The sequence below is a fragment of the Micromonospora sp. CV4 genome (assembly GCF_003667455.1).
Taxonomy (GTDB): Bacteria; Actinomycetota; Actinomycetes; order Mycobacteriales; family Micromonosporaceae; genus Micromonospora.
Genome location: NZ_RCVI01000400.1, coordinates 1 through 12,481 on the forward strand (window position 1 = coordinate 1; position 12,481 = coordinate 12,481).

The following is a 12,481-nucleotide window of genomic DNA, read 5'->3' on the forward strand; positions in this document are numbered from 1 at the left end:
GCGGAGACCAGAGCGTCGGCGGTCCCGTCGCGGGCGGCGGTGACCGCGGCCCGGGCGACCCGCGCCTGGGCCCGCCGCCCCAGCGGTCGGCTCACCCTGCCCGGGGTCTTCCTGCTCGCCCTGGTGGCCGCGACCGCCGCGGCCGGCGCGCTGCTCGTGCCGGCCGCCATCCGCGCGCCCCGGACGGTGGCGGTCGACGCCACCGTTCCGCCGACCGTTGCCGTTCCGCCCCCGGTGCCGCCGTCCGGAGTGCCCACCGGCGGGCTGCCGACCGGGCCCCTTCCCACCGGCGGACTGTCGACCGGGCCACTCCCCGGCGGCGGCCTGCCGACCGGGCCGGCGGTCGGCGGGCGACCCTCGGACGCCCTGGCCGGCTGGGCGCAGCAGGTCGGCGCCAAGGTCGGTGTCCCACCGACCGCCATGCAGGCGTACGGCTACGCCGAGCTGGTGCTCGCCCAGACCAACCGCAGCTGCGCGCTGAGCTGGACCACGCTGGCCGCGATCGGCCAGGTCGAGTCCGGGCACGGCGCGGCCAACGGCGCTCGGCTCGGGCAGGACGGCAAGGCGCTGCCGCAGATCATCGGCCTGCCGCTGGACGGGCGGGACGACCGGATGCGGATCATCGACACCGACCGCGGGCTGCTCGACCAGGACACCTCGTTCGACCGCGCGATCGGGCCGATGCAGTTCATCCCCACCACCTGGCAGGAGATCGGCGCCGACGCGGACAACGACGGCGTCAAGGACCCGCACGACCTGGACGACGCCGCCCTGGCGGCGGGAAACTACCTGTGCAAGAACAACCGCAACCTGAGCATTCCGGGCGACTGGTGGAACGCCATCCTGTCGTACAACGACGTGCGCCGGTACGCCCAGGACGTCTACGACACCGCGAACCGGTACGGACGGGCCAGCCGCACGTGAAGTGATCGTCCGCATACATTGGAGAACTGGACACTTCCCCCGGGCAGCTGTTAGCGGCAAGCTAGACGGGTGATGGTGCGCGAGTGGGACCCCAGGACCGCGTCGTCCGCCGAGATCGCGTCGCTGCTGGACACGCTGAACGCGGTTCTGGCGGTCGATCTGCCGCAGGACCCGCCCTGGCGGGAGGACTCCCTGCGCGAATACCTCGCCGAGGTGATGCCCGGTGAGCGGCGACTCTCCTGGATCGCCCAGGCCGAGCCGACCGCCCCCGGCGACCCGGGCACGGTGCTCGGCCAGGTCCACGTGCTGCTGCTGGGCGACATCGGTGTGCTCGAGGTGCTGGTGCACCCGTCCGTGCGGCGCGGCGGGCTGGGCCGCGACCTGGTGCTGCGCGCCGCCCGCCGGGTCTACCAGGAGGGCTTCCGGTCGATCGGGGTCGAGGTGGTCGGCGACACGCCGGCGGTGGGCTTCTACGAGTCGCTCGGCTTCACCCGGGAGTACGTGGAGACGCGCAGCGTGCTCGACCTTGCCACGGTCGACTGGACCGAGCTGGCCGGGATGGCCACCGGCATCGGTGCGGGCTACCACCTGGAGTTCTTCCCCGGCGGTCCGCCGGACGACCTGATCGAGGCGTACGCCCGGGCCAAGGCGGAGGTGCGCGACGTCGACGACGGCGAGCTGCGCCCCAGCTCCTACGACCCGCAGCGACTGCGGGACAGCCTGGACACCCTGCACCGGCGGGGCATGAAGCCGTACATCGTGCTGGCTCGGCACGAGCAGAGCGGCGAGGTCGCCGGCCTGACCGAGGTGGTGGTGCCGGCACAGCACCCGACACGCGCCGACCAGTACGACACGATCGTCGCGCAGGACCACCGGGGGTACGGCATCGATCGGGCGATCAAGGCCCGGATGCTGCTGGAGCTGCGTTCCGCCGAGCCGGAGCTGGCTGAGGTGCAGACCTGGAACGCGCAGGCCAACGAGGCGATGCTCAAGGTCAACGCGGAGCTGGGCTATCGGCCCGACCGGGACTGGTGCGAATACAGCGTCGACATCGCCGAGCTGGTGCACCGGATCGACCAACCACGCTGAGGGAATTCACGAAACTGTCCAATGGGGGATGGACGGTGGACAGTCGCGCACCTTAACGTGCGTTGACTCCCATCCACCCATCGTGGAGGCCCTATGCGCCCGCGCCGCACAATCGCCGCGCTCGCGACCGCCACCGTCGCCGTGACCGTCACGGCCCTCGGCGTCGCACCCACCGCGGCCAGCGCCGCGCCCACCGACCTGTTCATCTCGGAGTACGTCGAAGGCTCGTCGAACAACAAGGCGATCGAGCTGTTCAACGGCACCGGTGGCGCCGTCGACCTCACCGCCGGCGGCTACCAGCTCCAGCTCTACTTCAACGGCTCCGGCACGGCCACCACCATCGCGCTGACCGGGACGGTGGCCGCCGGCGACGCGTTCGTGTTCGCCAGCGCCTCGGCCGGGTCCGCCATCCTCGCCCAGGCCGACCAGACGACCGGTGCGAGCCTGTTCAACGGCGACGACGCGATCGTGCTGCGCCGGGGCGCGACCGTGCTCGACTCGATCGGCCAGGTGGGCGTCGACCCGGGCACCGAGTGGGGCGCCGGCGCCACCAGCACGGCCGACAACACCCTGCGCCGGCTGCCCGCCGTGACCTCCGGTGACACCGACCCGTCGGACGCGTTCGACCCCGCCGCGCAGTGGGCCGGTCTCCCGGTCGACACCGTCGACGGGCTCGGCGCGCACACCGTGGACGGCGGTGGTCCGGTCGACGCGCCGGCCACGCTGACCTGCGGCGGGCCGCTGGTCACCGCCGCGGGCACGGCGGCGACTCGCGAGGTCACCGCCACCGACCCGGACGACACGATCGTCGACCTGGCGGTGACCGCGGTCAGCCCGACGCCGGCCACCGGCTCGATCACCCGCACCGCGGTCACCCCGGCCGAAGGGGTGGGTGGCACCGCTCGCGCCACGGTCGGCACGAGCGCCGACCTCGCCGCCGGGGCGTACACCGTCACGGTCACCGCGACCGACGCGGGCGGCGGCACCGCCAGCTGCGCGCTGGCCGTGCAGGTGACCCGGGAGCTGACCGTCGGCGAGGTACAGGGCCCGACCACCGACGCCGAGTCCGGCCCGGCCGACCGCTCGCCACTCGCACCGGCGAGCGGCAACGGCACCAGCAGCACGCTGTACGACGTACGCGGCGTGATCACCCAGTTGACCCTGGCCCGCACCTCGGCCGGGGCGGAGCAGCACGGGTTCTTCCTGCAGAGCCGCACCGGCGACACCGACGGCGACCCCACCAGCTCCGACGGCATCTTCGTGTTCATGGGCACGTTCACCTCGCTGATCGGTGGTTACGTGCCGACGGTCGGCGACGAGGTGGTGCTCCGCGCCCGGGTCTCGGAGTACTTCAACTTCACCCAGCTCTCCGGTGCCTCGCTGGTCCGCCGGATCGCCACCGGTCTGGACGTGGCCACCGCCGTCGCGGTGACCGACGCGGCCCCGCCGGCCGAGCTGACCGACGCGCAGCGCTTCTGGGAGCGGCACGAGGGCGCCCGGCTGCGGGTGCGCGCGGGCAGCGGCGCGGTGAGCGGCCGGGACGTCTTCTCCTCGACCGCCGACGCCGAGCTGTGGGTGATCGACCGGGACGACCCGCTGCTGGACCGCACGGACCCGTACGCCCGGCGGGTGTTCCGGGATTCCCACCCGTTGGACAACGACCCGACCCGTCGCTTCGACGACGGCAACGGCCAGCGGGTGCTGCTCGGCAGCATGGGCGTGAAGGCGACCGCCGGGGACAGCACCGCGCTGCTCCCGCCGGCGCACACCTTCGACACGTTGCGCGCCGACGCGGTGGGCGGCGTCTACTACTCGTTCGAGAAGTACGGCGTCCAGGTCGAGCGGGCCGAGTTCGACGCCGGGGCCGACCCGTCGAAGAACAACCCGCCGAAGCCGGCCGACCGGTCGCAGGAGGTGGCGGTCGCCACCTACAACGTGGAGAACCTTTACGACTACCGGGACGACCCCTTCGACGGCTGCGACTTCGCCGGTAACGCCGGCTGCCCGGGCGTCAGCCCCCCGTTCGACTACGTGCCGAGCGGTGAGGCCGACTACCGCGAGCACCTCGGCGCGCTCGCCGACCAGATCGTCAAGGACCTGCACGCGCCGGACCTGATCCTGGTGCAGGAGGCCGAGGACCAGGACATCTGCACGGTGTCCGGGGCGGCGCTGGCCTGCGGCGACACGGACAACGCCGACGGCGCCCCGGACAGCATCCAGGAGTTGGCGCTCGCGGTGGCGGCGGCCGGCGGCCCGGCGTACGCCGCTGCCTATGACCGGACCGGCGCGGACGCCCGCGGCATCACCGCCGCCTTCCTGTACCGCACCGACCGGTTGTCGCTGGCTGCCGCGACGGCTACCGACCCGCTGCTCGGTTCCGCGCCGACCGTTCAGTACCGCGCCCCGGGGCTGCCGGCCAACGCGGACGTGCAGAACCCGAAGGCGCTCAACGCGGTGCTGCCGTCCGACGTGGACACCTCGACAGGCCGGGACGGGAACAACGTCTTCACCCGCGCACCGCAGCTGGGCAAGTTCAACGTGGCGGCGACGCCCGGCTCGACCGAGCGGTTCACCCTGTACGCGCTCAGCAACCACTACTCCTCCGGCCCGGACAGCCGGATCGGGCAGCGTCGGGAGCAGGCGGCGTACGGCGCGGCGATCGTCACCGCGATCGAGGCGGTTGACCAGAACGCCCGGGTGGTCTACGGCGGGGACCTGAACGTCTTCCCCCGCCCGGACGATCCGATCGCGACGGGCAGCGAGCCCACCCCGTCGGACCAGCTCGCCCCGCTCTACGAGGCGGGCCTGCACAACCTGTGGGACAACCTGGTCGCGGACGTTCCCTCCTCCGCCTACTCGTACAGCTTCGAGGGGCAGGCGCAGACGCTCGACCACCTGTTCGTCAACGACGCGCTCTACGGCGACCTGGTGCAGGTGCGGGCGGCGCACATCAACGCGGACTGGCCGGCGGAGTTCAGCGGGGACGGGTCGCGGGGTTCCAGCGACCACGACCCGCAGGTGGCCCGGTTCCGGTCCCGCGCGTCGCTGACCGTCACCGACGCGACCGTGGCCGAGGGCGACAAGGGCAACCGGCAGCTGACCTTCACCGCCACCGTGTCCCGGCCGCTGTCCCAGCCGGTGCTGATCTGCGCCGCCACCGTCGGCCTCACGGCACAGGCGGGCTCGGACTTCGACGCGTACGCCGGATGCAAGGTGTTGGCGGCCGGGCAGACGTCGGTGGCGTTCCCGGTGACGGTGCGCGGTGACCGAAGGCGCGAGTCGGACGAGAAGCTGACTCTGGTGGTGGCCGGCGTGCCTGGCCTGCGGCTGGCCGACCCGCTCGCCGTCGGGACGATCACCAACGACGACTGACGTCACGCGCTCCCGGCGAGGCCCGTCGATCCGTTCCGGATCGGCGGGCCTCGCTCATGCCAAGGTCAGAGGACCCCGCGCGGGGGCCAGGGCGGTCGGGGCAGGTGCCGGTGTCGGGCCACCCGCACCTCCCACTGGCTGCGCCTCCGCATCGCGTCTCGAACTGCCCTGTCGCGGTAGAACGTCTCCGGCGGGCGGGCCAGCCCGTAGATGTCCGCCCACCACTCGCCCGGCTCGGGGTCGAGGATGGTGTCCAGGTGCGACGGGTAGCGACGCTCCGCGCCGTTGAGCGTGTCCTGCCAGTCCAGCATCGGTTTCAGCACCCGGCCGAACTCGTCCACCACGGCCAGCCGGTAGCCGACCACACTGATGATGCGCCGGAGCAGGACAATGCTCGGCACCATGCGGTCGGCCTCGATCCGGCCGATGGTGGCGTGGTGCACACCCGCCCACCGCGCCAGCTCGCGCTGGCTCAGGTCGGCCCGACGGCGGACCGCACGGACGATGCCGGCGGCCGGCCAGGGCGCGTCGGAAGGCTCGGTGATCAGCACCGGCTCGGATGAGGCTGACGAATCGCTCATGCCGCCACCGTCCCGCCCGGTGGAGCTGACCGCAATCCCGGATACCGCGCCTGTGGACAACGAGCTGGCCTGTGGACAACGTCCATGGCCGGCAGATCACCTTCCGTGCTCGCGGCATCCGACGGTGCCGCCGCCACACCGCGTAGCAGGTCGTCCCGCTGCCACCTCAAGCCGGAACATCACACCAGGCACAACCCCGGCTCGACCAGGGGAACCACGATCCCGGCCGGCGGACCCGAACCCCACGTTCACACACCCTTTGCTCTGCAGTTCGATATGCGCCGATAGCGGAGGGTAACCGTCGCCGTCGTGGGTGCAGAGCAAAGGCGGGGAGCGGGGTGGTGAGGGGTCGTCGAATGGTTACGCTCCGCGAGCCGGCATTACCGCTGGATCCACACGTCCGGACGTGCGGGCGCACCTGCTACCGCGTCGCCCGTTCACCTGCGGGGGGCAACGGGGTCAGGACCGCGCCTGGACGCGCGTGAACCGATGCCGCCCGCCCCGGCAGGCGGCGGGACGGCGCGGCCGGAGTCGAGCCTGGGCTCAGTAACGCTCGCGCAGGAGCTGGGCGGCCTCGACGGCCCAGTAGGTGAGGATGACCTGCGCGCCGGCCCGCTTGATCGAGGTGAGCGTCTCCAGCATCACGCGTTCCCGGTCGATCCAGCCGTTCGCGGCGGCCGCCTCGACCATCGCGTACTCACCGGAGACCTGGTAGGCGGCGACCGGGACGTCCACCGCGGCCCGCACCGCCGACACCACGTCGAGATAGGGCAGCGCCGGCTTGACCATCACCAGGTCGGCGCCCTCGGCGACGTCGAGCGCGACCTCGCGCAGCGACTCCCGCACGTTGGCCGGGTCCTGCTGGTAGCTGCGCCGGTCGCCCTCCAGCGCCGACTCCACCGCCTCACGGAACGGGCCGAAGAAGGCGGAGGCGTACTTCACGGCGTACGCCAGCACGGTCACGTCCTGGTGCCCGGCGGCGTCGAGCGCCCGTCGCACCACGCCGACCTGGCCGTCCATCATCCCGGACGGCCCGACCATGTGGACCCCGGCGTCGGCCTGAGCCACCGCCATCTCGGCGTACGCCTCCAGGGTGGCGTCGTTGTCCACGTCGCCGCTCGGGGTGAGCAGGCCGCAGTGCCCGTGCGAGGTGAACTCGTCCAGGCACAGGTCGCTCATCACGACCGTGTCGTCGCCCACCTCGGCCACCACGTCCCGGATGGCGACGTTCAGGATGCCGTTCGGGTCGATGCCACCGGAGCCGGTCGGGTCCCGTCGCTCCGGCACACCGAAGAGCATGATCCCGCCGACACCGGCCTGGACCGCCTCGGCCGCCGCCTTGCGCAGCGAGTCCCGGGAGTGCTGGAGCACCCCCGGAAGCGACCTGATGGCCCGGGGCTCGGTCAGCCCCTCCTTGACGAACATCGGCACGACCAGCTCGGCCGGGTCGACCCGCGTCTCGGAGACCAGCCGGCGGATCGCCGGGGTGCGGCGCAGCCGCCGGGGACGGCTCTCGGGGTACGACATGGCAGGCCCTCCTCGAACGACTACCGGAAGCGCAGGGCGGTCGGCCCCTGCACCTTCGACCCGCGACGCTGCTTCGCCGGCATGGCGGCGAGCTTCTCGCGCAGCTCGACGGCGTAGGCGGCGAGCGCCTCCACCAGATCGGGCACCGAGGCGTGCGGCGGCTGGACGTCGACCCGCAGACCGAACTCCGTCGCGGTCTCCGCCGTCTTGGGCCCAATGACGGCAACAACCGTCCGGGCGTGCGGCTTCCCCGCGATGCCGACCAGGTTCCGCACCGTGGAGGACGAGGTGAAGAGCACCGCGTCGAACCCGCCCGACTTGATCGCGTCCCGGATCTCGGCGGGCGGCGGCGCGGCCCGGACCGTCCGGTACGCGGTCACGTCGTCGACCTCCCAGCCGCGCTCGGTGAGCCCGGCGGCGAGCGTCTCGGTGGCGATGTCGGCGCGCGGCAGCAGCACCCGGCCCACCGGGTCGAGGATCTCGTCGTGCGGCGAGAACTCGGCCAGCAGCCCCTCGGAGGACTGTTCCCCGGCGGGGATCAGCTCCGGCTGGATGCCGAACGCGCGAACCGCGTCCGCCGTCGCCTCACCGATGCAGGCGATCTTGACGCCACCGAAGTGCCGGGCGTCCAGGCCGTGCTCGGCGAACTTCTCCCAGACCGCGCGGACCGCGTTCACCGAGGTGAAGATGACCCAGGCGTAGCGGCCGTCGACCAGGCCCTTGACCGCCCGCTCCATCTGCGCCGGGGTACGCGGCGGCTCGACCGCGATGGTCGGCACCTCGCACGGGATCGCCCCGTACGCGCGCAGCCGGGCGCTCATCACGCCGGCCTGCTCCTTGGTCCGCGGTACCAGCACCTTCCAGCCGTACAGCGGGCGGTTCTCCCACCAGCTCAGCTTGTCCCGCTGGCCCACACCGACGCCGACGGTGAGCACCACCCGGCCGGTGAAGCCGAGCGCGGCGGCCACGAAGCTGTCGACGGTCGACGTGGTCGTGTACTGGGTCTCACCGGTGCCGTCGCCGGTCACCCCGACACCGGTGGTGCCGTCCACCCCGGCGGCCAAAAGCCCGTCCCGGACGGCGGCGAGGTCACCGGCGTCCACGGCGACGGCGAGCGAGCCCCGGCCGACGGCCGCGGCCAGCGCGTCGAAGTCCAGCGCGCTGACGTCCTCGACGTCGGCGGCGGTACGCACGCCCGGCAACGGAACCCCCGCGTAGGTGGCCACGCCCTCGGCCTGACCGACCCCGGGCACCACCTCGAAGTGCGCGGCGGTGCGGGCCACCGCCTGCACCTCCTTGACCACCGAGTCGTGGCCGAACGGGTCGCCGGCGACCAGGTGCACCGCGTTCAACCCGGACCGGGCCGCGGAGATCAGCACCTTCGCCACGTCCCCCGGCGCGCCCTCGGCCGGGGTGAACTCGGCGTCGTCCCTGGCCTCGGCGCGGACGACGGCGAGCAACGACTCCGGGACTCCCCGGTCGTAGATCACCTGGTCGGCGTCGACCAGGGCGTCGTGCGCCCGACGGGTCAGCAGGCCCGGGTCGCCGGGGCCAGCCCCGACGAACGCGATACGGCCGACGGGCTTACGGGTGCGGGTCATTCTGTGCTCCCAAATTGCTGGGTCCCCGAGCCGGTGTGTCCTTCGTGGCCGAGGATCGAGTCGGCGCCGAGTTCGAGGAGTTCGGCGGCGAGTGCCTTACCGATCTCCGCCGCGTCGGCGGGCGTTCCGGTGCGGGACAGCCGGAGGTCACGAGTGCCGTCCGGGCTGATCACCGCCCCGCGCAGGTAGATCTCATCGCCGGCGTCACCTTCGGCGAGTTCCGCATAGGCGGCGACGGGTGCGCTGCACCCTGCCTCCAGGGTGGCGAGCAACGCGCGCTCCGCGGTGACGGCGGCGTGCGACGGTGCGTGGTCGAGCACCGCGAGCAGCTCGACCAGGTCCTGGTCGTCGACCCGGCACTCCACGGCCAGCGCGCCCTGGGCGGGCGCGGGCAGCATCAGCATCGGGTCCAACGTCTCGGTGATCACGTCGGCCCGGCCCAGCCGGGCCAGCCCGGCCCGGGCCAGCACGACGGCGTCGAGGTCGGCGTCGGGGCCGAGCACCCGCGCCAGGCGGGTGTCCACGTTGCCCCGGATCGGAGTGACCTCCAGCTGCAGGCCGAGCGCGTGCAGCTGGGCGATCCGGCGCAGCGCACCGGTGCCCACGGTGGCACCCGGCGGCAGCTCCGCGAGCGTCCGACCGTCGCGGGCGATCAGCGCGTCACGTGGGTCCTGCCGGGCCGGCACCGCCGCGATGTGCAGCCCGCCGGCGGTGGCCGTGGGGAGATCCTTGTAGGAGTGCACCGCGAAGTCGATGGTCCCGGCGGTCAGCGCGTCGCGCAGCGCGGAGACGAACACCCCGACGCCGAGCCGGTGCACCGGCGCGTTGGAGCGGTCGCCGGCGGTGATCACCTCGACCAGCTCGACCGGGCGGCCGGTGGCGGCGGTCAACGCCTCGGCGACCTGGCCGGACTGGGCCATCGCCAGGGCGCTGCCCCGGGTGCCGAGGCGTAGGGGGGCGGTCATCGCGCACCTCCGGTGGGCGGGATCGGGTCGGTGGCGTCCGCGCCGAGCAGCGGGTCGGTGCCGGTGAACACCGCGCCGAGGTCGGGTGCCACCACGTCGGGGACGGTGTCCACCGGCGAGGTCTGTGGCACCTGGAGGTCGAACAGCTCGCGCAGCAGGGCCGCGTACTGATCGCCGCCGGGCTCCGCGGCCAGTTGGCGGACCTTGACGGTGGGCTGGTGGAGCAGCCGCTGCACCACGCGGTGCACCGTGCGGGCCACCTCGGCCCGCAGGTCGTCACCGAGGTCGGGGCGGCGCTGGGCCAGCCGGCGCAGCTCGGCGGTGACCACGTCGTCGGCCCGGCCGCGCAGCGCGGCCACGGTGGGCGCCACATCGGCGCCGCGCAGCCAGGAGAGGAAGCTCTCCACCTCGCCGAGCACGATCCGCTCGACGGCGGCGGCGTCCGCGGCGGCCGGACCGTCGGCGAGCAGCGCCGCCATCCGGTCGATGTCGATCACCTCGACCCCGGGGAGGTCGACGACACCCTCCTCGACGTCGCGCGGGACGGCCAGGTCGAGCAGGACCAGGGGGCCCCGGGCGGCGTCCCGCTCGGCCAGCGCCGCGCCGACCACCGCTCGGGTGAGGACCGGTTCGGTGGAGGCGGTGGCGGCCACTACGATGTCCACTGTGGAGAGCGTGTCGGCCAGCTCGGCCATCGGCACGGCGCCCGCCCCGTACGACTCGGCGAGCCGCACGGCCCGGTCGGCGCCCCGGTTGGTCACGGTGAGCGGCCCGGCACCCAGCCGGGACAGCGTGGCCACCCCGAGCGAGCCCATCGCGCCGGCCCCGACGACCAGGGCGGGGCGGCCGGCGAGATCACCGTCGAGGTGCCCGGCGGCCAGCTCCAACGCGGCGGTGACCACGCTCTGGCCGGCCCGGTCGATGCCGGTCTCGGCGTGGGCCCGCTTGCCGACCCGCAGCGCCTGCTGCATCAGCTCGTGCAGCAGGCGGCCGGCCGAGTCGGCGCCGGTGGCCCAGTGGTACGCGTCGCGCAGCTGCCCGAGGATCTGCGCCTCGCCGACGACCATCGAGTCCAGTCCGGTGGCGACCCGGAAGACGTGGTCCACGGCGGCGGCGTCGTAGTGCACGTACAGGTGGCTGGCGAGCGCCGCCGTCGAGCTGCCGGCCTGCTCGGCCAGGACGGCGCAGACGTCGCCGAGCCCACCGTGGAAACCGGACACGGCGGCGTAGACCTCCACCCGGTTGCAGGTGGAGACGAGCACCGCCTCGGCCACGTACGGCTGGGCGACCAGGCGGTCCAGGGTGCGGGTGAGGTCGGCCGGGGGCACGGCCAGTTGCTCCAGCGTGGCGACCGGGGCGGTCCGGTAGGACGCGCCGACGACGAGCAGTTTCACGTGCCGATCGCCTCCTGGGTATCGGTGGCCGCGAGCCCGCCGGGCAGGGCGGTGAGAGCGGACCCGCCGGTGGCGGGCAGCGCGGTCAGTGACGCCTTGCGGTGCTCGTGGAAGGACAGAATCTGCAGCTCGATGGCGAGGTCGACCTTGCGCACGTCAACCCCCTCCGGAACCGAGAGTACGCACGGTGCGAAGTTGAGGATGCTCGTCACGCCGACCGCGACCAGCTGGTCGGCGACCCGCTGGGCGGCGGCGGCCGGGGTGGCGATCACGCCGATCGCGATGGACTCCTCCACGGCGATCGCCGGCAGCTCGTCGACATGCCGGACCACCAGGCCGTTGATCTCTTCGCCGACGCGGGAGGGATCGGCGTCGAGCAGTGCGGCGATGCGGAAGCCCCGGCTGGCGAAGCCGTCGTAACCGGCCAGGGCGTGACCGAGATTACCCACGCCGACCAGGGCGACCGCCCTGCGCTGGGTGAGCCCGAGCACGTACTCGATCTGCTCGATCAGCAGCGCGACGTCGTAGCCGACGCCCCGGGTGCCGTACGAGCCGAGGTGGGAGAGGTCCTTGCGGAGCTTGGCGGAGTTGACCCCGGCGGCGGCGGAGAGGCCCTCGCTGGACACCGTCTCGTGGCCGGCGTCGGCGAGGTTGTGCAGCGCGCGCAGATACTCCGGGAGCCGAGCGACGGTCGCCTCGGGCAGGTCCGGGAGCGCCGGTACGGCACCGGCGCGGCCGGACGCGCCTGGGTGACGATGCTGACTCATGAGACTCCGTGCGGTGCGATCCTCGGCCAACTCTGCTGGTCGGCCGCTTATGGACTCCCGCTGGCGACCGAGATTGCCGGCTGTGCTAGCAGGGCGCGTCGGAACTAGAGAGTAGGCGCTTGTGAAGACGTGCACAAATCGCGATCTTGTCGCTGCGCGGCGCGACCCCACCAGCGCCTCCGTTCCGCAAGATCGATCCACCGGCATCCGCCCGCACCGCCCGGACAATTATTGCTCAATCCCGACTTCTCTGACCAATCC

At 73.1% G+C, this 12,481-nt stretch carries 9 protein-coding genes; 3 read left to right on the forward strand and 6 right to left on the reverse strand.

From position 1 onward, the window contains the following. The 3 genes from EAD98_RS27300 to EAD98_RS27310 form a co-directional block, all read left to right on the forward strand. The coding region (locus EAD98_RS27300; protein ID WP_121656832.1) for a lytic transglycosylase domain-containing protein at nt 1-924 on the forward strand (924 nt) is incomplete at its 5' end. A gap of 72 nt (nt 925-996) precedes the next feature. Beyond that, nucleotides 997-2,013, forward strand: a complete 1,017-nt coding sequence (locus EAD98_RS27305; protein ID WP_121656833.1) for a GNAT family N-acetyltransferase — start codon at nt 997-999, stop codon at nt 2,011-2,013. 93 nt (nt 2,014-2,106) lie between these two features. Then, nucleotides 2,107-5,385 carry a lamin tail domain-containing protein gene (locus tag EAD98_RS27310; protein WP_121656834.1) on the forward strand — a complete coding sequence of 1,093 codons (3,279 nt, stop codon included), beginning with the start codon at nt 2,107-2,109 and terminating at the stop codon, nt 5,383-5,385. A 65-nt stretch (nt 5,386-5,450) separates the two neighbouring features. On the opposite strand, the gene EAD98_RS27315 is transcribed toward EAD98_RS27310, so the two are convergent. From EAD98_RS27315 to EAD98_RS27340, 6 genes are all read right to left on the reverse strand, one after another. After that, entirely contained in the window at nt 5,451-5,966 is a 516-nt protein-coding gene (locus tag EAD98_RS27315) for a helix-turn-helix transcriptional regulator (protein ID WP_089018844.1), read from the reverse strand. Between the two features lie 543 nt (nt 5,967-6,509). After that, on the reverse strand, nt 6,510-7,493 hold the full coding sequence (gene hemB, locus EAD98_RS27320; RefSeq protein ID WP_121656835.1) for a porphobilinogen synthase: 984 nt from the start codon (nt 7,491-7,493) through the stop codon (nt 6,510-6,512). A gap of 20 nt (nt 7,494-7,513) precedes the next feature. Beyond that, the gene (locus tag EAD98_RS27325; protein WP_121656836.1) at nt 7,514-9,094 is read right to left on the reverse strand and encodes a uroporphyrinogen-III synthase; all 1,581 of its coding nucleotides are present in this window, start codon (nt 9,092-9,094) and stop codon (nt 7,514-7,516) included. Beyond that, nucleotides 9,091-10,059 (reverse strand): hydroxymethylbilane synthase, encoded by a 969-nt coding sequence (gene hemC, locus EAD98_RS27330; protein WP_121656837.1) that lies wholly within the window; start codon nt 10,057-10,059, stop codon nt 9,091-9,093. Before hemC ends, EAD98_RS27325 begins: the two co-directional genes overlap by 4 nt. Further along, complete coding sequence (locus EAD98_RS27335) at nt 10,056-11,453, reverse strand: glutamyl-tRNA reductase (RefSeq protein ID WP_121656838.1); 1,398 nt, start codon at nt 11,451-11,453, stop codon at nt 10,056-10,058. Before EAD98_RS27335 ends, hemC begins: the two co-directional genes overlap by 4 nt. Next, nucleotides 11,450-12,220: a redox-sensing transcriptional repressor Rex gene (locus tag EAD98_RS27340; RefSeq protein WP_121656839.1), complete on the reverse strand. Its 771-nt coding sequence runs from the start codon at nt 12,218-12,220 to the stop codon at nt 11,450-11,452. The genes EAD98_RS27335 and EAD98_RS27340 overlap by 4 nt, the downstream gene beginning before the upstream one ends. Nucleotides 12,221-12,481 lie beyond the last annotated feature (261 nt).